Origin of the sequence: Chitinophaga varians (assembly GCF_012641275.1) — a bacterium.
GTDB lineage: Bacteria > Bacteroidota > Bacteroidia > Chitinophagales > Chitinophagaceae > Chitinophaga > Chitinophaga varians_A.
Genome location: NZ_JABAIA010000002.1, coordinates 1803558 through 1827599, shown reverse-complemented (window position 1 = coordinate 1827599; position 24042 = coordinate 1803558). Strand labels below are relative to the sequence as shown.

Annotated in this window: 22 protein-coding genes; 10 read left to right on the top strand and 12 right to left on the bottom strand. The window is 51.8% G+C overall.

Going from position 1 to position 24042, the window contains the following annotated elements:
* Positions 1 to 55 precede the first annotated feature (55 nt).
* Complete coding sequence (locus tag HGH92_RS22210; RefSeq protein ID WP_168872937.1) at positions 56 to 964, top strand: DNA/RNA non-specific endonuclease; 909 nt, start codon at positions 56 to 58, stop codon at positions 962 to 964.
* On the opposite strand, the gene HGH92_RS22205 is transcribed toward HGH92_RS22210, so the two are convergent.
* From HGH92_RS22205 to lgt, 7 genes are all read right to left on the bottom strand, one after another.
* Complete coding sequence (locus HGH92_RS22205; RefSeq protein ID WP_168872936.1) at positions 961 to 1725, bottom strand: LytR/AlgR family response regulator transcription factor; 765 nt, start codon at positions 1723 to 1725, stop codon at positions 961 to 963. The genes HGH92_RS22210 and HGH92_RS22205 overlap by 4 nt on opposite strands.
* Positions 1722 to 2759, bottom strand: coding sequence for a sensor histidine kinase (locus HGH92_RS22200; RefSeq protein ID WP_168872935.1), 1038 nt, complete (start codon positions 2757 to 2759; stop codon positions 1722 to 1724). The genes HGH92_RS22205 and HGH92_RS22200 overlap by 4 nt, the downstream gene beginning before the upstream one ends.
* A gap of 30 nt (positions 2760 to 2789) precedes the next feature.
* Positions 2790 to 3464 (bottom strand): hypothetical protein, encoded by a 675-nt coding sequence (locus tag HGH92_RS22195; protein WP_168872934.1) that lies wholly within the window; start codon positions 3462 to 3464, stop codon positions 2790 to 2792.
* 146 nt (positions 3465 to 3610) lie between these two features.
* Positions 3611 to 3823, bottom strand: coding sequence for an exodeoxyribonuclease VII small subunit (gene xseB / locus HGH92_RS22190; protein ID WP_247654996.1), 213 nt, complete (start codon positions 3821 to 3823; stop codon positions 3611 to 3613).
* A complete protein-coding gene (gene xseA, locus HGH92_RS22185) occupies positions 3798 to 5237 on the bottom strand; it encodes an exodeoxyribonuclease VII large subunit (protein WP_168872933.1) in 1440 nt (479 codons plus the stop codon). The genes xseB and xseA overlap by 26 nt, the downstream gene beginning before the upstream one ends.
* 47 nt (positions 5238 to 5284) lie before the next feature.
* Positions 5285 to 6247 (bottom strand): CobW family GTP-binding protein, encoded by a 963-nt coding sequence (locus HGH92_RS22180; RefSeq protein WP_168872932.1) that lies wholly within the window; start codon positions 6245 to 6247, stop codon positions 5285 to 5287.
* Complete coding sequence (lgt, locus tag HGH92_RS22175; protein WP_168872931.1) at positions 6228 to 7055, bottom strand: prolipoprotein diacylglyceryl transferase; 828 nt, start codon at positions 7053 to 7055, stop codon at positions 6228 to 6230. Before lgt ends, HGH92_RS22180 begins: the two co-directional genes overlap by 20 nt.
* Before the next feature lie 138 nt (positions 7056 to 7193).
* Here lgt and HGH92_RS22170 point away from each other — a divergent pair, with 138 nt between their 5' ends.
* Complete coding sequence (locus tag HGH92_RS22170; protein WP_168872930.1) at positions 7194 to 7991, top strand: MBL fold metallo-hydrolase; 798 nt, start codon at positions 7194 to 7196, stop codon at positions 7989 to 7991.
* On the opposite strand, the gene HGH92_RS22165 is transcribed toward HGH92_RS22170, so the two are convergent.
* Complete coding sequence (locus tag HGH92_RS22165) at positions 7951 to 8520, bottom strand: hypothetical protein (RefSeq protein WP_168872929.1); 570 nt, start codon at positions 8518 to 8520, stop codon at positions 7951 to 7953. The two genes, HGH92_RS22170 and HGH92_RS22165, sit on opposite strands and share 41 nt — an antisense overlap.
* Positions 8521 to 8598: 78 nt before the next feature.
* Between HGH92_RS22165 and HGH92_RS22160 the strand changes: the two genes are divergently transcribed.
* Both HGH92_RS22160 and HGH92_RS22155 read left to right on the top strand, forming a co-directional pair.
* Positions 8599 to 9054, top strand: coding sequence for a PA2169 family four-helix-bundle protein (locus tag HGH92_RS22160; protein WP_168872928.1), 456 nt, complete (start codon positions 8599 to 8601; stop codon positions 9052 to 9054).
* A gap of 92 nt (positions 9055 to 9146) precedes the next feature.
* On the top strand, positions 9147 to 11462 hold the full coding sequence (locus HGH92_RS22155; protein ID WP_168872927.1) for a patatin-like phospholipase family protein: 2316 nt from the start codon (positions 9147 to 9149) through the stop codon (positions 11460 to 11462).
* Positions 11463 to 11487: 25 nt separating this feature from the next.
* On the opposite strand, the gene HGH92_RS22150 is transcribed toward HGH92_RS22155, so the two are convergent.
* Positions 11488 to 12378, bottom strand: a complete 891-nt coding sequence (locus HGH92_RS22150; protein WP_168872926.1) for a DUF4349 domain-containing protein — start codon at positions 12376 to 12378, stop codon at positions 11488 to 11490.
* Between the two features lie 108 nt (positions 12379 to 12486).
* Between HGH92_RS22150 and HGH92_RS22145 the strand changes: the two genes are divergently transcribed.
* Positions 12487 to 13245, top strand: a complete 759-nt coding sequence (locus tag HGH92_RS22145; protein WP_168872925.1) for a hypothetical protein — start codon at positions 12487 to 12489, stop codon at positions 13243 to 13245.
* Here the strand turns inward: HGH92_RS22145 and HGH92_RS22140 are convergent.
* A complete protein-coding gene (locus HGH92_RS22140) occupies positions 13242 to 14216 on the bottom strand; it encodes a helix-turn-helix transcriptional regulator (protein WP_168872924.1) in 975 nt (324 codons plus the stop codon). The two genes, HGH92_RS22145 and HGH92_RS22140, sit on opposite strands and share 4 nt — an antisense overlap.
* 158 nt (positions 14217 to 14374) lie before the next feature.
* Between HGH92_RS22140 and HGH92_RS22135 the strand changes: the two genes are divergently transcribed.
* The gene (locus HGH92_RS22135; RefSeq protein WP_168872923.1) at positions 14375 to 15184 is read left to right on the top strand and encodes a lysophospholipid acyltransferase family protein; all 810 of its coding nucleotides are present in this window, start codon (positions 14375 to 14377) and stop codon (positions 15182 to 15184) included.
* 186 nt (positions 15185 to 15370) lie between these two features.
* On the opposite strand, the gene HGH92_RS22130 is transcribed toward HGH92_RS22135, so the two are convergent.
* On the bottom strand, positions 15371 to 15844 hold the full coding sequence (locus HGH92_RS22130) for a cold-shock protein (RefSeq protein ID WP_168872922.1): 474 nt from the start codon (positions 15842 to 15844) through the stop codon (positions 15371 to 15373).
* Between the two features lie 312 nt (positions 15845 to 16156).
* Complete coding sequence (locus tag HGH92_RS22125; RefSeq protein WP_168872921.1) at positions 16157 to 16999, bottom strand: hypothetical protein; 843 nt, start codon at positions 16997 to 16999, stop codon at positions 16157 to 16159.
* A 118-nt stretch (positions 17000 to 17117) separates the two neighbouring features.
* Here HGH92_RS22125 and HGH92_RS22120 point away from each other — a divergent pair, with 118 nt between their 5' ends.
* The 4 genes from HGH92_RS22120 (at position 17118) to HGH92_RS22105 (ending at position 24030) form a co-directional block, all read left to right on the top strand.
* Complete coding sequence (locus HGH92_RS22120; RefSeq protein WP_168872920.1) at positions 17118 to 17708, top strand: RNA polymerase sigma factor; 591 nt, start codon at positions 17118 to 17120, stop codon at positions 17706 to 17708.
* A gap of 90 nt (positions 17709 to 17798) precedes the next feature.
* Positions 17799 to 19004 (top strand): FecR family protein, encoded by a 1206-nt coding sequence (locus tag HGH92_RS22115; protein WP_168872919.1) that lies wholly within the window; start codon positions 17799 to 17801, stop codon positions 19002 to 19004.
* Between the two features lie 273 nt (positions 19005 to 19277).
* Positions 19278 to 22625: a TonB-dependent receptor gene (locus HGH92_RS22110; RefSeq protein ID WP_168872918.1), complete on the top strand. Its 3348-nt coding sequence runs from the start codon at positions 19278 to 19280 to the stop codon at positions 22623 to 22625.
* A gap of 10 nt (positions 22626 to 22635) precedes the next feature.
* Positions 22636 to 24030, top strand: coding sequence for a RagB/SusD family nutrient uptake outer membrane protein (locus HGH92_RS22105; RefSeq protein WP_168872917.1), 1395 nt, complete (start codon positions 22636 to 22638; stop codon positions 24028 to 24030).
* The last annotated feature ends 12 nt before the right edge of the window (positions 24031 to 24042 follow it).

The window sequence follows — 24042 nt, the reverse complement described above, 5'->3', positions numbered from 1 at the left end:
GCGTATAGCATTAAAATCTTTCCTTTGCGTTTTTAATGTTCACAACGACGGATAGATGAGAATTAATTTTAGGCTGCTGATTACCTACGCGGCCCTGCTGCTGATTGTTGCCTGTACCAAAGACGATATCCGGGAAACCGCTCCCACTCAGCCACCGGCCACAGTCGCTGACAATGACCACCTGCTGCTTGGCAACCCCACCGATGCTAAGTCCAACCTGATTTTCCTGGAGAACTTCCTGATGGACCAAACCTATTTTGTGGAAGCATATAGCAAAAATGCCGGTATCCCCGTATGGGTTAGCTGGCACCTGCAAGCAGAAGACTGCCCTGGCACCATAGACCGCTCCAACGACTTCAGGCCAGACCCCAGCCTGCCGCAGGGCTGGTACCAGGTAAACGCCGGTAGCTACAACGGCAGCAATACCGGCTTCGACAGAGGCCACAACTGCCCCTCCGCCGACCGCAGCGCAGCCAAAGAAGCCAACAGCGCCACTTTCCTCATGACCAACATGATACCGCAGGCTGCAGCCCTCAACCAGGTGCCATGGGCCAATATGGAAGATTTTATCCGTCAACAGGTGAAAGATGACAAAGAGGCTTTCATCGTCATGGGCAGCTATGGCAAAGGTGGACGTGGCAAAGGCCAGACAGCTTTCATGGAAACTCTCGATAATGGTAACATCACCGTACCCGGACAAGTATGGAAAGTAGCGGTCATTATTCCGAAAGGCACTAACGACCTGGCACGTATCAACGCCGGCGCCACAGTCATCGCAGTGGACATGCCGAATGACAACGACCTGTACACCGGCACCGGTAAAGCCGGCGCCTGGAAAAACTATCTCTGTACCGTGGAAACACTGGAAGCCAAAGCGAAAGCGGCCGGCGTGCCGCTAAACCTCTTTCAGAACGTACCGGAAGGCATACGGACACAACTCAAGAAAAAAATGTACAGCCTCTAACTGTCCAGCCAACGGCGAAAGTCCGCACTACGCGAATGGCTCACAAAAATGGCATCATCTTTACAATGCTCCAGCAGGATGTGCGTACGCCCGTTGGAATGCAGCCTTATCTGCTGAAGCGCTTTGATATGACAGAGGTATTTCCGGTTGATCCGGAAGAACGTTCTGGCAGACAAGGTTTCCGCCAGTTCATCAAGCGACTGGTCAGTGACGTTCATTTCTCCGTCAAACGTATAGACGTACACGTGTTTGTCCTGCGCTTTAATATAGGCGATATCGTTACAGTCGATGCTTTTCATGCCGTTATACGTGCGGAACATCATCCGTTCACGGGCACCTGTGGCAGGCGTCAGGGAAGCGATCAGTTTTTTCAGCTGATCGCCGGCAGCGTCAGGCGCCTGAAGAGGCCGAAGCGATTCATATTTGTCTAGCGCCGCGGATAATTCCGCTTCTTCAATGGGTTTCAGCAGGTAGTCGATACTGTTCACTTTAAAAGCCCTGATCGCATATTCATCATAAGCCGTGGTAAAAATCACCGGCACCTTCACCGCTGTCTGTTTAAAAATGGTGAAACAATCGCCATCAGAAAGTTGGATGTCCATCAGGATGATGTCCGGATGTGGGTTGTTAGTGAGCCACTGCACCGTTTCCGCGATACTTTCAGCAACGGGACAGATGTGCCAGTCCGGGCGCAGTTTGCGGAGCATATTCACCAGCTGCCTTGCAGCGGCCGTCTCGTCTTCAACAATTAAAGCTATCATTTTTCGCTGTTTAAATCCTCCGGGAGCAGTGGGATTCCCACCCGCCAGCAGGTTTTATCAGATGTAATGTTTACGGTTTTATCGGTCAGCGGCTGATAACGGCCTGTAATATTGGCCAGGCCGATACCCATGGAAGTAGTCCCTGACTGCCGGAGCTGCAGGTTGTTCTCTACAAAAAGATAGTCGTCTGTGGAGTATATGTTGATGTGCAATGGCCGCTGACGGGATATTTCATTGTGTTTGAGCGCATTTTCCAGCAGCATCAGCAGGCTGTGTGAAACAATTTGCTGAGACAGGACGTTGTCCTTCACGGCTTTGCTGTAAAGGAGTTTGTCACCGAAACGTTGGCCGCTGATGCCCAGGAAAGCGTCTGCAATAGCCAGCTCCGTGGCCACTGTCACCGTGCCGCTGGTCTCCTGCGCTAAGGAATACCTCAAAATGCGGGAGAGATGTTTCACAAAATCCACTGCCTGTTCTTCATCTTCCCGGATCAGGGAAGTCAGCGTGTTTAATGCGTTAAAGAGGAAGTGGGGATTGACCTGGTTTCTTAACAGGTCCAGCTGACTTTGCGCCAGGCGCTGTTCCATTCTGGCGGTGGCTTCTATCCCCTGTTTCCAGTGGTCAATGAATTTGCCGAGGGTGGCAGCCAGCGTGATGGAGAGAAACAGCATGGCCGAATACAGCATGTTCCGCACATAGCCCTGCCAGGCAGGATCGGGCGTATGGAAAATAAAGACCTCCAGTTTCATAAAACACCCTATCAACGTAGCGCCAAAACATGCAGACACCAGTATAAAAACCAGGAAGCTCCTTTCTGTACGGGTATTCCAGTTCAATACTTTCCGGAGAAAAATATCGTTCAATGCTTTAAACCCAAAGAACCCAAAGATGGTCATCAACAGGGTGGTCACAATTTCCGCTCTCATATCAAACTCCCCGGGGGTGTACCCCGATAAATTGTTGATGATATTGATCACCACCACAATAAGCAGTATGATAACATATGACTTGAGTACACCTTTTACTTTTCCCATAAACACCACGTGTATTTTCGGAGGATGAAATTACTGCTTATTAACGATGTAGTCGTTATACTCCCGTACTACCGATTCAATGTTATTAAAGCTGTAATCGCCCCCCGTCTTTATTCTGCGCACCAGCAGGGTATCTTCTTTGAGCCAGGGTGTTAGGGAAGTGATGAAGTCTTTCCGTTTTTTACCGATAAAACAATAGCCGGTGGTATCACCGCTTTTTCTGAGGAAATAGTTTACATACTTGTTGTTCATAAACACACCGACTCCCGCTGATGCAGGCCCTGGTGCAAACCTGCCGGCCAGCGCCACATAACGCATGTATCCCACTTTGCCGGGTTTAAAGTACAAACGGTACAACTGTAGCGGCCCATCAATCACCTGTTCCGCAAATACCTTATCAAAATGATAATGCCAGATACGTGTTCTGATGGTGACATTTTTTAGCGTACAAAAAGAATGGTTCTCAAATGAAAAAGCCTGGCAGCCGGAGACTTTTATCTTCTCGTTTTTGTCTCCCAGCTGTTTTTTGAAATCGAAGGACAACAGGCCCATTTCCTGCATGGAGATGAAGCCGTCAATCTTTTGTCCTGTACTGTCGATGTAGGACCCTTTGAGGTATTTGTTGTTTTTCTGAGCGGCAGCGGTAAAGACAGTCAACAGGTATAACCCTGTCAGCCATAGGTTTTTGTAATAGTGACTTTTCATACAGCATATTTATGATATACTGCAAAGCACCTGAAATTAAAGGCAATGGGCTGGGGAAAGGCGATGAGCTTCCGGACCGCGGGGATAAATGACAGCGTTCTGCCGATGACCGCTGCTAAAAAACGGGGATATGAAAGACCGGAGGATCAGGCCCCTGGTTTGTTTTCCATTTGTTTGATGATATTGTTGACTTCTGTTTCCGTTGCCCGCAGTTTCTGCTGACAGAACTCTATCAGTACGGACGCGCGTTTTACTTTTTCTGCCAGTACGTCCACCGAAACGGTTTCATTTTCGATTTCTTCCGCTATCTGTTGTAATTCGGTGTAGGCGGCTTCATATGTCAGTTCCTGGTTCATCATGTGGTGTTTTAGCAGTAACGGTGGCTTCCAGCGAAGCATCGTGCAGCCTGACGGTGATGGGGCTGCCGGTTTCCACGGGAAGTGCGCTGTTAATAATTTTATCGCCTGCATATACGATGGCAAAACCGCGCTTCAGTATATTAACAGGGCTCATGAGTTTGAATAGTGTATCGTAGTGGGCCAGTTGTCCGCGCCTGTTTTGCATATACAGCCGGTTAAACGAGCGGATATTGGCCGTTATGTTCAGCAGGTCGTTCTGTTTGCCGGCAATCACCGCCCGTGGCCTTGCCAGGATGGCGCCTGACAGTGTGAGCAGTTCCCGTTGGTGATGTTGCAATACTGACCGGGAACCATGTGACACCAGGTTGTGGTAGTTGTGCAGCGTTTCCCGCTGCCGGTGCAGGACGGTACGCGTTTGATTGATCACGGTTGCATTCAGCTGGGACAGCGCCTGGTAGTGACTGGAAAAAAGTTGTTGCGCCCTGATCAGGATGGTGTGTTGCAGGGCAGACACCCCGTCTTCAAATGCCTTGTTATGCGCAATGATCAGCTCTGCCGCTTTTGTAGGCGTTTTCACCGGGCTATGCGCCATCATGTCGGTGATGGTTTCGTTTTTCTGGTGACCAATACCGGTGATAATGGGAATAGGGAATTTGGCCACCGCCCTTCCCAGCAGGAAGGTATCAAACAGCAGGAAGTCAGTTTGCGCACCGCCGCCGCGGATAATGACCACGGCATCGTAGGCCACCCCGCTATTGTATACGTCAATCAACCGTTGCTGCACCAGTTCGGCTTTTGATTCGCCCTGTACGACGGTGAAATAGGTGTCTACCTGAAACGCGTATGCAAAACGGTTATGTTCCAGCGTATGCCGGAAATCCTGGAAGCCGGCCGAATTCCCGGAGGTGATAACGGCGAGTTTCTGTATCACAGCGGGAAGCGGCAACTGATTGTTGCGGGTCACGTAACGGTCCCCTGCTTTGCGGATAAAGTCGGAACACTCCGCCAGCAGGCGCAGCAGCGTTTGTTGTTTCTGCTGTTCCAGCATACCGATGGTGAAGCTGGTGTCGATATCGAGCAGGGTGATTTGCAGGCCATGTACCTGGTGGTAGTTGACCGACACTTTCACCAATACATGTATGTCGTTTTTAAACGGCTGACCAGTCACATATTCAAACTCACGGATACGGACAGACCCGTTGCCCCAGGCCACCGCAGCCACCTTGGCCACGATCGCGCTGGAGTTGGCATCTTTCTCTACCAGGTCGAAATAGTGATATCCTTTCTGTGCATAAAAAGCATGGTTGGTCACGTCCGCCACTACCCAAAAGGTGGCTTCTCCAAATACATTGGAGAGTGCCTGCTGGATTTTGCCGGTCAGCGCAGAAAGTTTGATGGTCTCAGATGCAGTCATGGTGGACTGTAAAGATAGGGAAAAGCGCTGGCATACAACGTATCACATCACCTCAGCGCCGGCCGCAGTATACGGTCTATGGTAGCGCTTTTCAGGCCTTTCCCGATAAACACCAGCGTGGAGGAAGGCGGCGTATCGCCCCAGGGGCCAGCCGGAACAATGGTGAGATAGTTGCCGGTAGACTGCACCAGGTATTTCTCCGGACTGTCCTTTACCGCCACATATCCTTTGATGCGGTATAACTGATCTGTATATACGTTAAAATTCAGTTCCAGTACAAATGCCAGCATCTGCAGATCAAACGGCTGTGGCGACTCAAACAGTACGTTATTGATTTTGTGCGGCGTTTTTTCGGCTGGTGTGTCACAGGAGGCAATGCCGGCCGAAGGGGTCAGTGCCGGTGCCGGCACGCGGCCTTCCTGCGGCAGCATGTCGGCCAGTACTACCTGCCCGTCTGCGGTGGCGGTGATATAGGCCAGCGGGTTCACGTTTTCCAGCAACGCCTGTAACCGCACCAGTTCTGTCACCGCCAGGTCTTTGGTTTTATTCAGCACGATCACATCGGCGCAGGACAGTTGTTTGCCTACTTCGGCAACTTCTTCCAGGCGGCTCTCCACGTTTTCCGCATCGGCCACGCAGATGGTGGACACCAGCTGAAAACGGGCTTTCACGTCGGGGAGGGTGAACATACCGATAATATTACCGGCGTCCGCGATACCTGTTGTTTCAATGAAAATCTGGTCCGGCCGCTCTTCCAGCCGCAGGATATTGCCCAGCACCTCCAGCAGTTCATTGTCGAGCGAGCAACAGATACAGCCTGCCGTCAGTTCGTATATATTTTCTATTTGCGCCGCCACCAGTGACGCGTCGATATTCACTTTGCCAAATTCGTTTTCAATGACGATGTTGCGATGGTCGCGGCTCTGCTGCAACAGGCTGTTGAGCAGCGTGGTTTTGCCCGCGCCGAGGAAACCGGTCAACAGGTATACTTTAATTCTGTCTCTTTGCATGTCTATCTCGATAATATCTCAGAAAATAAATACCGGCCGCTATCAGCGGTAAACTCAGCAGCTGTCCCATATTGAGCAGGTATCCGCTTTCGAACGGTTCCTGATTTTCCTTCAGGAATTCTATGATGAAACGCGCGCCAAATACCAGTACCAGGAAGAGCCCGAAGAAACATCCCGGTTTTTGCGCCAATTTACTTTTTTTATACAGGAAGATGAAAAGGCCGAAGATAACCGCGTAACAGAGCGCCTCATACAGCTGCGCCGGGTGCCGGGGCTGACTGTCTTCCCGTGCAAACACCACCGCCCATGGCAGGCCGGATGGTTTACCGATGATTTCCCCATTAAAAAAATTACCTATCCGTACAAAGGCGCCGGCCAGTGGCACCACAATGGACAGCCTGTCCAGCAGCCATATCAGCGATATCCTGTACCGGCGGGCAAACAACGCTACTGCGCCGAGTATGCCCACAGCCCCGCCATGGCTGGCCAGTCCCTGATAACCCGTCCATAAAAAACGTCCCTTCTCCCACCGGAACGGCAATACGATTTCCGCCGGATGATGCCGGAAATAATCCCATTCATAGAACAGGCAATGTCCCAGCCGCGCGCCGATGATCGTGCCCACTACCACGTATACCAGCAGCCGGTCCAGTAATGCGATGTCTTTTCCCTCCCGGCGGAAGATGTTACGCATCACCACATAGCTGAGCACAAAAGCCGCCATGAAGGCCACACTGTAATAACGAAGCGCAAAGCCACCGATCCGGAATATCTCCGGCGAAGGGTCCCAGGTTAAATTATGCAACATTGTTGCAAATGTAAAATAAATTTATGGATTTCGGGATTTATGAATTTTGGGATTTCGGGGAGCCGGGGAATTTTAGCGCGTTTGAAATAACCCGATATCCAGATATCCAAATGCCCAAATAATTCTATCTTTGGCGGCATGTCACTTTTTATCACGTCATTGAATTCGGGGAGCAACGGAAACTGTTACTACATAGGTAACGGGCAGGAAGCAGTATTGATAGACGCAGGTATTTCCTGCCGGGAAACAGAGAAGCGGATGACGCGCCTCGGGTTGTCGATGACGAAAGTGAAAGCCATCTTTATCTCCCACGAACATACGGACCACATCAAAGGGGTAACCGTGCTGGCGAAAAAGCACCAGCTCCCGGTGTACATCACCCAAAGCACGCTGGCCGGCGGTAACCTGGCACTGCAAAGAGTGATGTCATTTGCGGCGTATCAGCCGGTACAGATAGGCGGTCTTACCGTCACCGCTTTCCCCAAATACCACGATGCCGTGGAGCCACACAGCTTCATGGTGTCCGGCAACCAGGTCAACATCGGGATATTTACAGATATCGGCGCTCCCTGTGACCATGTGCTGAATCACTTCCGGCAATGTCACGCGGCCTTCCTGGAAGCCAATTACGATGAACAGATGCTGGAACAGGGCAGATACCCCTATTACCTCAAAAACCGTATCCGTGGCGGGCACGGGCACCTGTCCAACCGCCAGGCGCTGGAAATATTCACGCAGCACCGTCCCTCGTTCATGACGCACCTGCTGCTCTCCCACCTGTCACAGGACAACAACAACCCTGTCCTGGTAAAGGAAATGTTTGACCAGCACGCCAACGGCACGCAGATCATTGTAGCTTCCCGCCATGTGGAAACAGCCGTATTTCAGATACACGCTACCAACTTTGTGGAAACTGTTGCAGCAACGCCGCAATAAAGTACACCAGCGGCACCACCGCCAGAAAAGCGTATTTCCAGTATGCCCGCTTTTTACCGCGCAGCAGTCCCACTACGATCACCACGACAACGATCAGCCATATCAGCAGCACCGGGCTGAAGAAAAATGACATGAACAGCAGTTCATCAAAATAATCCCAGATATGCAGGGGGTGATAAGTCCGTTTCCATAGCCATGGCCGGAGATGATGCGCGGAAAGGTACGCCTTAAAAGCCGCTTCATTACTGAACCGCTGTACCTCGCAACGTTGTTCGCTGATCACAAAAAAACTGTGGCCGTCTTCCCCGATAATATGGTTTTTATAGAAATACCAGTTTTTCAGGGCCACGGAATGGAGGGAATCACAATTTTCCTTGTAGAAAAAAGCCATGGCAGGCGCGGTGCCGTCATATTCCATTTTATTTCCTCCCGGCGTGGGTTCATTCCAGGCAGACAGGCCTCCGGCATAGATGGGGCAACAGAGCAGCATATAGCCGCATAACAACAACAGATGTGAACAGTACTTCATTTTTTGGCAGAATAGCGTTAAAGATACACAAATCCACTGGCATACTTATAGCGGATGTTTCCGTAAAACCTGTCAGCTATGAACACAAACACAGCCACTGTAGAGACGCTCAACGATCTCATCGGCATTAACAATGACCGTATTTCCGGTTATGAAAAAGCGCTGAAGGACAATAAAGGCAAAGATGCCGACCTCCGGGCGCTTTTCACGCATATGATCGACGAAAGCCGCACGATGCGCAACACCCTGGGCAAAGAGGTGCAGGGGCTTGGCGGAGAGATGGAAACAGGCACCACCACCGGCGGAAAGCTATACCGCGCCTGGATGGAGCTGAAAAGCGTATTTGGCGGCCATGACCGTCATGCCATCCTTTCCGATTGTGAAACAGAGGAAGATGCGGCCATGCGTGCCTATACACAGGCCTTACAGGAAGAGCACCTGCCGGCTTATCTGCGTGAACTGTTGACACAGCAACGCTCCGTCCTGAAAACGGAACACGATAAAATAAAGAAGATGCGCGACGCACAGGCATAGGCACTATCTGCGATATTAATCCTTTTGACGCCAATACTTTAGCAGCGGGATTTTTTATCTTAGCAGTAGCATATCCCAAATTTGAAGCCGTTATGTTACTACTACTGAAAAACCTGCTCCGGCTGGCCGCGCATCTGCTCAAAGCCATCTGGCTGTTCTTTCCCGGGATTATCTTCCTCCTGCTGATCTTCTTCATCTGCTGGTCGCTGGACCAGGGCAAAGACGTGATTGTTGCCTATACCGAAAACCACTACCGTGAACGCATCCTGTTTTTCCTGGCCATTGGTTTCTGGGTTTATGTGACCTGGTATTCCTCCCGGATCATCGCTTATATCAAACGCACCCGCCTGATTGCCGATGTGAAGGACGAAGCCATGATCACCGATGCGGCAGCCACCAAGGCTTACAACGATCACAATGAACATTTTCCCATCAGCCAGTTTTTCCTGGATGAATCCCCGAGGGTATTGGGCCACGGCTGCTTCCTGTTGCTGGAACTGGCCATGCTGCAATCACCCGTATTGTATCACCCGCTCAGCAGCACCGTTTGCTGGATTATTTTCGCTACGGTACTTACACTGCTGTATTTTCTCAACCGGCCCCTTAACCGGCTGTCGATGCAGCCTGCTTTCCGGAAAGTGTTCATGGTGCTGCTGATATCGTGGCTGGCCGCCACGGTGGCCACCAGCTTTATACCACGTATCAGCATCCTGCTGTTGCTGGCGTTGCTGGTGCTGCTGCACGCCCTCTTCCTGTTGTACACCCACCTGCGGCGGGTGGAACTGGACATTTCCGCCAGGAAAAGCCTGTTGCTTACCCATACGCCGCTGGACACCATAATGCGCTACTTTTTTATTCCGCGCACGGAAAAAAGTTTCTTCCGCTGGTTTATTTTCATTGGCTGTGCGGCGCTCGTCACTTATGTGGCCGCTATTTACAGTCTGGGCTTTGCGCGGCGGCTGGGGCCATTCCCCTTTCTGTTGCTCGCATTCGGCATGTTGTTGTTATTTGGCAACATTGTCACCGCCTTGTCTGTCCGCTACCGTATCAGCTTCCATTTTCTTTTTGTGATCACCGCCCTTATTTTCGGGTTGAAAGAAACGCATTACGTGAAGCTGACCACCGCCAAAAACGGTAACCACTATGAATCCAGGCCATCGCTGGACACGTACCTGCGGGCCTGGCTGCGTACCCGCCCCGTTATGGCCGACAGCAGCTACGATGTATATTTTGTGATGGCCAATGGCGGCGCCTCCCGTTCTGCCTACTGGACCGCGGCAGTACTTGGCGAGATCGAAGACGCCAGCATCCGCGAACATGCACAGGACCGCTTCTCCCGCCATGTGTTCTGCCTGTCAGGCACCTCCGGCGGCGGCGTGGGCGTGGCCACCTTCTTTTCCCTGCTGAGAGACAGGGCACATGAACAGCCACTGTACGCCAAATCTGCCATGACATACCTGAAACAGGACTACTTCAGTTATACGTTCACCCGCATGCTGGGGCCGGATTTTTTCCGTTATATCATCCGTACCTCACGGGCAGGCGACAGGGCCGCTGCACTGGAAGAATCTTTCGAGCGCAGTGCCGACGTGGCCGGTGATTCACTCTACCGCGTACCCTTCGATGCCGCACTGTCCTCCTTCCCCGCCATGCGGGAAGACACCGTGTTCCTGCCGGTGTTATGCATCAACACCACGCGTATGCAGGACGGCAATCCCGGAGTGGTCACCAACCTGCAACTGGATGCCGGCATCTTCAACAACCGCGTAGATGTACTCAGTCTCCTGCGCAACGATTCTGATATCACTATTACCTCCGGCGCCATACTGGGCGCACGGTTCCCCTACCTGAGCCCCGCCGGCAGGATACAGAACCAGTATTTTGTGGATGGTGGTTATTTCGATAATTCCGGCGCCGGCGTTATCCAGGAGATCATCCGGGGCATTATCAATATCGGGGAGGACGACAGGCACCTGCATGGCGACAGCAGCCAGCTGTACCAACAGATCAGCCGCCTTCATTTTAAGGTGCTGCATATCACCAACAGCCCTGTGATCCCCGGAGAAGAACATTTCCGTTCCGTGGCACCGGTGAAGAACGACCTGTTTGCGCCCGTGCTGACCATCGCCGGCGCATACGGCATGCAAACTACGGTCAACGATAAACGACTTTCCCACTATGTCAGCGATATCAACGATTACTATTACAAGAAAGCGTCCTACATACAGATACCGTTGTATAAAGACAGCCTGGAATGGCAACAGGACCCATTAAGAAAAAGGTTCCCCAAAGGAGAACCTTCCTATACCATGAACTGGTTTATGTCAGATACAACTATCCGGAGAATTAATATACGGCTGGCCAACAATCAGGCGCTCCATGATTTTATCGCCACAATAAAAAAATAATAAAATGGCTAAATAGTCCGGTATCCTATTTTACCGACATCCGGCGATAACGGCGGTATCCCCACCAGCCCAATACGGCCATGATCAGCAGCGGCCATACCTGGATAAAAAACAGGAGCAGGTCGCGCAGCAGGTTGGCGCCGTCCACTACGGCCGTACGTACTTCCGTACCAAAGCCGGCGCGGGAAACATAACGGGGGTTGATGATCGTTTCCATGCTGGCAGCCTGTGACTGGAACAGTTCCACCGTAAAGGTGGCATAGGCCACATCGTCCAGTATTTTCAGGTTGGAGATGCTTCTGTCTACTTTTGTTTCTTCCTGCTGGTCTTCATATTTCGCCACATCCAGTGTAGTGGTGTTTTTATCGGTCACCACCTTTGCCGCATGCTGGCCTGCTTTTTTATTTTTCAATGCGTTGGCCAGATAAGCCAGCGTATAGTCCTGGTCTGTTTTTGTACGATAATCAATCAGCACCGCCATAGAAGTGAGGATGCTCACCACGGAATCCAGGCTGGCCACCGGCACGCGTAAGGTAAGATTGGCCGTAGGCGTGTACAGCTGCATTCTTTTCAGTGAATCCGCCGTGTAAGGAAGGTCATACTGTCCTGCATACTGGTTCTTCATAGTGCTTTCCACTACAATGCCCTGTACCGAAGACACTACCTGTTCCATACGCGTGGAAGCATGGAACACGTCTGTTACCCGGCAGCGTACATCCGCCGTGCGCACGCGTTTGCGGGACGCAGCAGTTAAAGACGACATGTCACCGGAAAAGTCAGTGGAATCTGCCGACGCGGTATATTGATCGGCGCTTTTTTCTGTCGTGGAAGCAGCATTATCAGGGTAAGGTGCGCTTTTGCCACAGGCGGCAAGCACAATAGCGGGAATAACTAAATAACGGACTGGTATACGCATAAGGGGCATTTTTCCGTTTATACCAACAACCGGAAAAAGGTAACCTTTCAGAAATGTTAAAAAAATCACAACCGGTCAAAAACAGATAAATAAAGTTATCTTCCTGTAATGAAAAAAATTTCTAACCATATCATCACCTGCTTATGTATACTGATGTTGGGAGCCTGCAGTGAACAAAAAGACTACGGGCCTTTTACAGTCATCACCAGCAAACAGCGGTATAACAACCTGAATACAGGAAGTAAAAACACCGCCTACAATTATCGCATCCGTTACAAAGGACATAATATTTCGCCGGCAGACGTCACTAACCGGTCCAATGAATCCGGCTACTACATTGGCGTACAGCCGCTGGACAGCCTGCCCGGAAAACTGCTGGTACACATTGCACAGACATTCAACTTTCCGGTATACCTGATAGAAGAACAACAGGGCAAGCCGCATTACTGGTTTCTCTATAACAACGGCAATCAAATTCCTTATCAACTATTGCGTGACCGTTACCTGGTGCATGAAAAGGAATTCACTCCTGAAGAAGGTTATTTTCAAAACATTATTTTCGATCTGTCGGCAGACAAACAACAACCCTACCGCATGCCGGTATCTTCCGTAGCATACGATGTATCGCCCGACCAGCGTGCCATTGCGGCCGTCAGTGGGTTCTTCGGTAAAGACACCTGCCTGATCAATACCGTTTCACTTTCGGACAACAGTATTACCAGTGAACGGATACCAGCTTCGCTGCAACAGCTGCTGCGCGAAAAGCTCAACGACCGGATGACCGCCACTGAGCGCAAATCTTTTTTTGACCGCTATTTCCAATGGAAAGAACAGAACGGTCAATACTATGCCGTACTAAAACCCTAGTCGATCCGTGACGGACTTACCCCGAAATGTTTGCTGAACTCCTTACTAAAATGCTGTACAGTGGTATATCCTGCTTCATAGGCCACTGCCGTTACTGACAACTCCTTTTTCTTCAGCAGCTGCCATGCCAGGTCCAGCCGGTATTCTCTCAGATAACCGAATACACTGTTGTTAAATACTTTCCTGAACCCTGCTTTCAGCTTAAATTCATTGAGCCCTGTTTGCCGCGCCAGTTGGCCCAGTGACGGTGGCTGATGTACATTGGCCAGCAGGCATTCCCGCGCCGCGTGTATTTTTCGTATATCCGTTTCAGATAGTTTTATATTCGTCTTTGCCGTCTGTTGCCGCTGTTCCTGTTGTTCACAACGGAGCAACAGCAGTTCCAGCGCTTTGGTTTGCAGGTAAAGGTCTTTCATCTTGCCCTGGAACCGGCAGGTATTAATATCGTTTATAACGATTTGCATTTGCCGAGTAACGGGCATGTTTTCTTTGTGTTCCCATTCTTTCCCGGCCACCATATTATCTGCCACCTGGTACAGTACGGGACCGGCGTGTTCCGCCAGTTGCAGGAAACGTTCCGGTGCGAAGCCGATCAGCAGCAGCTGCAGGTTTTGTTGTTGATAGAAAACGCTGGATTGCGGATTGTACGGATTCCGGAAGAAGTTATGCTGTCCCTCGCCGAAGCTATGCGTGACACGGCTGTTATGGCCGGTGGCAGTGATTTTTCCCTGCTGCACGAACACCATTCCCGGGATAGGCTCGTCCGGCGCGCTGGTTACGTAGAGGTCTTCCCGCACATTAATATTACAATGTGCCACATGTACGCCATCGCAGTAGTGTTGTTGCAGATCGATGTCCCAGAAAGGCAGCCGCAGCTGTCTTTCTGTTGTCTGCATCACTTCCTGCAGGCGCATGTTGTTTTGCTCTACATATAGTACATCTCCGGAGTTGTTTCTGAAAGTATTCGCCATAAAAAAATCCGTTTAGCGTAAAAGTCTATCCGTTTGCCGCAACACCTTGCTGTGTAATTGTTGTCCTTTTGTATTGGGCATCGGTTGTGGTACCGACACTTCAGCGGGCAGTTACCCTGCGCCGCCGCTATGCTTTAACTTTTTTTTAACCAATGAATATGAAATACAGGGCCTCTCCTGACGGGTTAGCGTGGTTCATTTTCTTTTTATTATACCGGGTGATGCGTTATCGCTACACGGAGGTCATACAGAATCTGTCGCGTTCTTTTCCCGAGAAATCGTATGGCGAGATCAGGCGGATAGCCGTTGATTTTTACCGGCATTTCAGCCGGCTTTTCGCGGAGATGCCGGTACTGATGATGGTATCGGGGCGACGTATCCGGGAGCGGCTGGTGCTGCATAATTCCGGGTTGATCGGGGAGTACCATGCACAGGGCCGGCCGGTGATTATTATGCTTGGTCATTATGGTAATTGGGAATGTATGTCATTGTTACCGCTGTTGTTACGCTGTCCGGTATATGCCGTGTTTAAACCGCTGAACAACCGGTTTTTCAATCGGCTGATGAAGCGGACACGTTCCCGCTTCGGATTGCGGATGTTGGCGATGGACGAGGCGCCCCGTCATTTGCTGCAACACAGCGTTCCCGGGGCTTATATCTTTATTGCAGACCAGTCGGCGCCCAACAGCCATCATGTGGTGGATTTCCTCCATCAGCCTACCCGGGTGATCACCGGTACGGAGCGGCTGGCCAAAGCGGTGGACGCTGCCGTTGTGTATGCCGTTATCCGCAGGCTGCGGGGGTACCGGTGGGAGATCACATTTTCTTTAATTACCGATCAGCCCTCCACCATGGCTCCTTTTGAGATCACCAGGATTTTTAACGCACGCCTGGAAAAGGACATCTGCCAGTCGCCCGCTTACTGGCTGTGGACCCACCGGCGCTGGAAAACAAACTCACGCTCATGAATACACTCTTATTGGTGCTGGTCTGCCTCTCTTTGGCAGGACTGGCCTTCGTCCTCATACTGGCAGCGTTGCTGTACCTGATGATGATAATACACCGCGACAGTCCGCAATAAAAAAGCTGCCAGCGTCCGGCGGGGGATGACCCTCCGCCGGCAGCCAGCAGCTTTTGCATATCATTATACAGCGTTATTTTGCCAGTTTCACCCGTACCGCGTTGGGGCCTTTGTGTCCCATTTCCACTTCAAAAGTGACTTTGGAATTCTCCCGTACCCGGTCCAGCAATCCGTTGATGTGAACGAAGATGCTTTCCTGTGTCCGCTGGTCTTTAATAAAGCCGTAGCCTTTGGATTCGTTGAAGAAAGTGACTATGCCTGTACGGATCTGGCTAACAGGTTCTCCTTCCTGTTGCCGCGCCACACCGATCTGAATGTCCTCCAGGTTGACTTCTTTCTTTTTGCTGGGGTCCGGAGGAGTAGAGGTAATGTTCCCATCCTCATCGATGTAGGCCATCATGTCTTCCAGACTTTTGCCTTTTTTGCTGTTTGCCTGTCGTTCCTCTTTTTTCTCCTGTTTTTCCCTCTGTTTTTGCAGTTTTCTTTTTTCGATTTCTTTTTTACTGAGATTTTCCTTTTTACCGGAGTTTTCTGATGACTTATTCATAATTTTTCATTTGCCGGTAAATGGTTTCCTCCGTTCAGTTTTTTTAAAGATCGCATTTACCTTCCCCGAAGATACAAAAAAATCGCATACTACCACATATCTCAAAGACGCTATCAGCAAAGGTTTCGTGATAACAGCAAAATCCGGAAAAACGCATGAAATATAATCATATATATCTAGCGGTGAAAAGCGGGCGTATTTACAGGAAGATACTCGTATTCGTCATCCCCTTCGGGTAATCCTTACACTTCTTCTCCCCGCTCCAGCTTTTTCAATCGGGACCGATGACCAGTCTTGAATATTACCGGATGATCACATCCCTGCGAGGATGCTTTCAAATATGTCCAGTTGTTCACCGCAGCCGGGGCAGCGGGCCGTACCGAACAGGAAGGGCCAGCGGGTTTTCAGCGCCGGCATGTTCAGCTGCGAAAGGAAATGATACCCCCAGGCGTAGCTGTTGGCCTCCGTAATGGTGATACCGTCCCAGGCCGGCGCCTGGTCCGGGTGAGGCGTTACCGGCGTTTCCTCCTGCTCCTTTTTAAACACGGGGTCTTCCCGGAAACAAACCAGCCGGTCTTCTTTCGGCCACACGAAAATATCTGCACCGCAGCATTCACAGTGCGCGATATACTCCTCCCCTTCGTAGTAACGGATAAAAACGCGGGCAAAAGCGCGTTGACCGTATGCTACGGCCATAGCTGCCAGGAAATAACTTTTCCCGTCTTCCGCCTGCAGGCGCACGGTTGGTAGCAGCGCTGCGCATAACGCAGGCAGTTGCGCCAGTGCCTTCAGGTAATCATTATATATGCCGCGCACCTGCTCCGGCGCCAGGTCGGCGTTGTCAGCATATTCCGCCGGAATAGTGCCCGGCGTGGGCTCATTGGCATCTTCCGCGATCAGCACCGCCAGGCTGCAGAGGATATCGGCCTGCGCCTCCGCATCGGTACCATTGGCCGCCAGCTCCAGCAGGTGGGGAATTGCCGCGAAAGTATTTTCGTACAGGGTGTTCTGATGATAAATTCGTTCCCAGATAATATCATCCAGCAGTGCTTTGGAATAGCCGGCCTTTAATTCAGCAATGGCTTCCGGCAGATTTTCATCGATGCCGTACGGGCCGCTCAGGAATTGCCAGGCCCTGTCGTCTAATGTTAACATAAGGGCAAGATACATATCTCCCCAAAAAAGAAAAACCAGGAGAACAACATCATTTTGCAAATACCGGCTGATTGTATTATTTTCATACCACACTCCTGTTATATCAACAAGACCACTTTTGGACCACGATAATGAAAAACAATGGTTGCTCGCCGTTGCCAGCGGCGATGAACGCAGCTTCCGGCAGCTGGTACAGCAATACTGGCCGCAGGTGTATGGGACCGCATTACGCCTCACCCGCTCACCGGAACAAGCCAAAGACCTCTCACAGGATATCTTCCTGAAACTGTGGAACAACCGTCAGAAACTTTCCGAGGTAGACAATGCCGGCACCTTTATTTATGTGTGCGCCCGCAACCTGATCATGGACTTTCTCTCCAGGAAAGTACTGCGTACTGACAACCTCGACACGCTGACAGGCCACTTGCAGGCCGACCCGCTTCCCGACGCACAGGCCCGCCTGGAATACCGGGAACTGGAGAGCACCCTCAGCAAAGCGATCGAACACCTGCCTGCTAAAGTGAAAGAGGTATTTATCCTTCACCGCTTCCAGGGGCTCAGTCACCCGCAGATAGCCCGGCAGCTGAATATCTCGGTGGTCAGCTCCCAAACCTATATTGTCAGGGCCCTGCGCAGCATCCGTGAATACCTCGAGCGCCATCCGGAGGGGATTTTCACGTTATTGGCCCTCCTGATCGCATTCCCTTAAAATATTTTTTCATTTTACTGTCTTACCCTGTTCCTGTTTTCCGTCCTTTATCATAAGAGGGAAAACAGATGACCTTAAACCAGCATCCGCATGTCTGACACATCATTTGAAGCACTGTTCAGGGGTTATATGAACGGCACGCTCAATGCGTCCGAGATACACCGTTTCCGCCAGATGGCCATGGAACGGGACAACAAGGCCCTGCTTTCCCGCCTGCTGGAGGAAGCATTCAGTAACCCTGCCTATGCGGAGGCCGCCGACTACGACCCGGCGGAAATGGCGGATGAAATTCTGCTGAAAGCACAACAACAGGAAGTACAATTATCGATGCTGCCGCCAACACGCAAACCACCCGTTTTCCGGCCCTGGTTCAAATACGCGGCCGCAGCAGCCATCTTCGGCCTTCTGATGGCCGGCACCTGGAAATTCGCCTCCCGGCACAGACACAACGCCACTGCCCTGGCAGCCGGCAAACCTGTCAGGCCCGGCACCGCGCAACCCGTGCTGATACTCGGCGACGGCTCCCGCGTAGCACTCGACAGCATCGCCAACGGCACCATCGCCCAACAAGGCAACGCCCGCATCGTTAAACTCGCCAACGGACAGGTAGCCTACCAGTTGACCGAAGGCAAGGATAATAACAACATCCTATACAATACCATGCAAACACCGCATGGCTGCATGTACCAGCTCACCCTGCCCGACGGCTCACGGGTATGGCTCAACGCCGCCTCGTCCATCCGCTATCCCGCTGCGTTCGCAGCCAACAACCGGCACGTGGAGGTAACAGGCGAAGCCTATTTCGACATCGCCAAAGATGAACACAAACCATTTACCGTTACTGTCAACAAACTGGATATACAAGTGCTCGGCACCGCCTTCAACGTAATGGCCTACGCGGATGAAAACGCCATCAGGACCACCCTCGTGCAAGGCGCCGTCAACGTTATTAACGGGGTGGACAAACAGCTGTTACACCCTGGCGAACAGGCCACCATCGCTCCTTCCGGTGGGACTTTCCTCATCAGCAAACCCAACCTGGATGAAACCCTCAGCTGGAAAAACGGTGAGTTTTACTTCCGGGACACCAATATTCGCAGCATCATGCGGGAAGTGGCCCGCTGGTATAATGTGGAAATCAGATATGAAGGCGATATGGATGATATCACCCTTTCCGGAATTGTATCCAGGAATGAGGAAATCGGCCAGCTGCTGAAAGCACTCGAGATGACGAAGATGGTGCGTTTTCGTATAAGCGGGAACGTTGTTTTCGTTTCGCCGGGGTCCCAGGGCTGAAGCCCTGGGCTACGATTAGTTCAGGGTTTAAACTGCAACATTAATTAATAACTAACAAACCAAAATCAATAATTACGTACAATTAAACCAACGTTCAACAACTAAATAGTAAAGCCAGAACAAACGCCACTCTTCTTCCGCCAAAACATTTTCAGCCCGGGGGTTAATGCCCCGGGGACCAAAATTGCCGGGGGCCCCCGGTGCAGGATAGTATTGGGTGAAACGTCCACGTTTTATGATTGCTTCATGTATAAAATCCACGAGTAAAAAAATATGAAATTCTTTGCCACGCGCATTCCCACAGCTGTGAAAATACAGCCGGCCAGGCCGTTGTGGGCAATACTGACCATTGCACTGTTGCTGGCAGGTACAACCGGCTTTGCACAGAAAGTAACTGTCTCCCTGAAAAAAGTACCGCTGGAAAAAGTGTTTTCCACGCTGAAACAGCAAACAGGTTATTCTTTCATCTGGCGCGGCGAATCGGCTGCGGCCTACAAGAACGTATCCCTGGAATGCAAAGACGCGCCCCTGGAACAGGTGCTGAAATCATTCCTCGACGGGCTGTCCCTTACCTATCAGATTACAGACCGCATTGTAGTGGTGACACGCAAAGAAAGCAGTCCACCGCCAGACAACCAGGTACAGGCCGCCCGGCTGCCTGTGTCAGGAAAAATTACGGACGATAAAGGTCAACCGCTGCCCGGTGTCAGTGTCCGGGTCAAGGGCACCGCTACCGGCGTCACCACTGATGCACAGGGAAACTACACCTTGTCTGTTCCAGGGCACAACAGCATACTGCTCTGCACCTCCGTCGGCTTTGAATCGAAGGAAGTGGCAGTCAACGGTCAACAGACGCTGTACGTTGTACTGCAACAAAAAAGCAATTCCCTGAATGACCTGGTAGTGGTGGGATACGGCACCCAGCAGAAAAAGAACCTGACATCGTCCGTTTCTTCCATTAAAGGCAGCGAGCTGACCGGCGTGGCCGTTACCAACCTGGACGCCGCCCTGCAGGGAAAAGCCCCCGGCGTACAGGTGGTACAGAACTCCGGCGCTCCCGGCGATGAAACGTATATCCGTATCCGTGGTAACGGCTCCCTCTTCGGAGAAAACCGTCCGCTGTACATCATCGACGGCGTACCGATGAGCAACCTGCCCGCCGCACAATACGGCGTATCCGGCGACGGGCAAAGGATTACGGCCACCAACAACATCAATCCCAACGATATACAGTCGGTGGAAATACTGAAAGACGCCGCCGCCACCGCCATCTATGGCTCCCGGGGCGCCAACGGCGTTATCCTCATCACCACCAAAAGAGGCGCAGAAGGCAAGTCACGCTTCAACTTCAGCATGTACACCGGATTTTCCGACGTACCGAAAAGACTGCCGCTGCTCAACGGCGACCAGTTCGTGGACCTGTTCAACGAATCCCGCACCAACGCCGGCCTGCCTTTAGACCCGGCCATTGTAAAGACAGGCAGGAACACCGACTGGCAGAACGCTATTTTCCGTTCCGCCCCTGTGTCCAATTATAACCTGTCTATTTCCGGCGGCACGCCGCGCACCTCCCATTACGTTTCTGTCGGTTATCTCGACCAGACCGGCACTATCGTAGGCGTGCAACATTTCAAGCGGGTCAACGGCCGCGTGAACTTCGATTTCATGGCCACCGACAAGATAAAGATCGGCGTGAACCTCACCGGCGTGCATTCCATCAACAACCGTATGGACAACAGCTTCTCCGGACAGTCCGTGCTGGCGCTGGCCCTGATAGAGAACCCCAATGACCCGATCTATAATTCCAACGGCACCTTTTATACAGATCCTAACCGCCGGTGGACCAATCCCGTGATGATCGCCAATTCCTTGCGGTTCCAGTCGGGCGTAGACAGCTACATCGGTAACCTGTACGGTGAATACACCATAATTCCCGGACTGAAATTCAGGACCAGCTTCGGCTTCGACAACCAGCAGGTGACCGATGACCGCTACCAGTCCAAACTGGTCAACAACCAATCACCGGCCACCGGCTTCGTATCCGTGTTTTCCCAGTTCCTGTGGGTCAATGAAAACACCCTTTCGTATACGCCGGCGCTCCGCGGCAAACACAAGCTCACCGCCCTGCTGGGACAGAGCGCGCAGGAAGCCAATGTGCGCCGTATCAGCGTTTCCGGTAATACCAATTCCACCGATATCATTCAGGCCGTTACCGGCTTCACCAACCTTTTCTCGCCGCTGGACTATCGCTCCAAATGGGGACTGGTAAGCTATTTTGGCCGGGTAAGCTATGGCTACGACGACCGTTACCTGCTGGAAGGCGTACTGCGTACCGATGGTTCTTCCCGCTTTGGCGCCAACAGGAAATATGGTTTCTTCCCTTCCATCTCCGCCGCCTGGCGTATCATCAACGAGCAGTTCATGAAGGACCAGCGTTTCTTCAGTGACCTGAAACTACGCGGCAGTGTAGGCGTTACCGGTAACAACGAAGGGCTTGGCAGCGACTTCCCTTCACTGGCCACCTACTCCACCGGTTACAACTACGGCGCTGCGGCAGGCATCGCTCCTACCTCTCTTTCCAACCGCGATCTTAGCTGGGAAGCCACCACCGCCACCAACCTGGCACTGGACATGAGTTTCCTCGACAGCCGCATCAACGTGACCGTAGAAGCCTACCGGAAAATCACCAACCGGCTGATCTTTAAACTGGAACTTCCCTATACCTCCGGATTTAACCGTACCAACGGCGCCAACATCGGGCAACTGATGAACAAAGGCCTCGAGATAGGCATCAACACAGAAAACATCCGCGGTAAATTCACCTGGAACACCAACTTCAACCTCTATTTCAACCGCAATAAAATTACCAGCCTGCCTGAAACCGTGGCCGGCGATCCTTCCAGCTCCGACTTCACCGAAAGCCTGCCTGGCTCCTTCTACACCAGTCAGCCTACCAGTATCTTCCGTGTAGGCGAACCCGTTGGCTCTTTCTTCGGTTACCGCAACAAAGGTGTAGATCCCGCTACCGGCAATATGATTTATGACGACATCAATAAAGACGGCAAGATTACCGCTGCCGACCGGGTGATCCTTGGCAACGCGCTCCCGGACTTCACCGGCGGCCTGACCAACACTTTCAGCTATAAAGGTGTAGACCTCAGCTTTTTCCTCTACTGGTCGTACGGCAACAAAGTCTATAACCAGACCCGCAGCATGCTCGAGCGTATGAGCAACTACAATAACGGTGACGCCAAAACGCTGAACCGCTGGACGCCCACCAACACGCAGACCGATGTGCCTAAAGCCATCTTCAATGATCCCGTGACACCGGGCAGCCTCACCAACGGCGAGGTATCGCAGCGTTTTGTGGAAGACGGTTCCTTCATCCGCATGAAGAATATCACGGTCGGCTATACGTTCCCTACCGCTTTGCTGAAACGCGTACGCATCAGCAGCGCACGGGTGTATGTGAGCGGCCAGAACCTATTTATGATCACCAACTATTCCGGTTATGACCCTGAGTCACAGAACCAGTCCGTTAAAAACTCCCAGCTGGGCATCGACTGGGCCGTACAGCCGCAGCCCCGCACTTTTATGGCCGGATTAAACCTGAACTTCTAAAGCAGCAGACATGAAAAAAACAGGACTTCTTTTAATCGCTATAACTTTCGCCTCCTGCACCAAAGTACTGGACCAGGTGCCGGAATACACCATCGCAGAAGACAACTTCTGGCAAACCGCCAACGATGCGGAGAGCGCCGCCGTAGGCATCTATCCCGCCGTGCAACAGCTGTCGCAGCAGTTCCCGGTAGCTTTTGACGCCGGCTCCGACGCTACCACCGCGTTGCTTATCAACTATGCGCCGTTCAGTCAACATGGCATCCCGGTAGATAATCCCATTGTGGCCGCCTACTGGCAGAACAACTACACCGGTATCGGCAGGGCCAACGATCTGCTGAAAAACGTGCCTGGCATGAAAGACAGCCTGTTTACCGGCAACCGCAAACAGGAGCTGCTGGGAGAAGCACGCTGCCTCCGGGCTTACTTCTACTTTAACCTGCTCAAAGCCTATGGACCTGTGCCACTGGTAACACAGCCCTATAACTCCTTCAATGCGGATTTTACCATAGAGCGTTCTCCCGTTGACGTTATTTTTCAGCAGATCATTGCAGACCTGACCATTGCCGAGTCATCGCTGCCCGCCAGCTTCGCCACCGGCGCCGACACCCGTGGGCGCGCCACACAAGGCACCGCCAAAGCCCTACTGGCCAAAGCATACCTCAGCATGAAGAAATATGACTCTGCCGCCATCAAGGCACAGGATGTCATCAACAGCCCTGTATATGCGCTGGTGAGCGGCAGTACCGCCTACAGTAATATGTTTACCGTGAGTGGCAAAAACAGCACAGAATCCATCTTTGAGATACAGTATGTCAGTTCTTCCGCGCAGGCCAATGGTCTGTACAGTTTTTATATGCCCGTTACCGGTATCCCTGCCGGTCAACAGACAGGCAGTTACCAGATAGCGCCTACCGACAAGATCATCAATGCCTATGCCGCCGGTGATATCCGGAAGAGCGCCAGCCTGGGCGTTTCCGCAGCCACTACGCCGGTGACCTATGTCAGCAAATACGTGCGGCTGACCAACGGTACGGAGCCTAACCTCATCGCGCTGCGGCTGGCAGATATTATCCTGGTGAGGGCCGAAGCGCTGGACAAACTGGGTAAACATGCCGAAGCTGTTGACATGCTCAACATCATCCGCCGCCGTGCGTTCGGTCAGCCTACCACCGCTCCTTCCGCCTACGATTTCCCTGCTGCCGGCGAAACAGATGCCGATCTTACCATCGCCATCGAAAATGAGCGGTTCAAAGAACTGGCTTTTGAAGGCCATCGTTTTTATGATCTCGCACGTACCGGTCGTGCTACCGCCGTACTGGGCATCAGCGCCGACCAGACGCTGTGGCCTATTCCGCTGCGGGAGCTGGGCCGTAATCCCCGTCTTATACAAAATCACGGATATTAATCATCGTCTCTT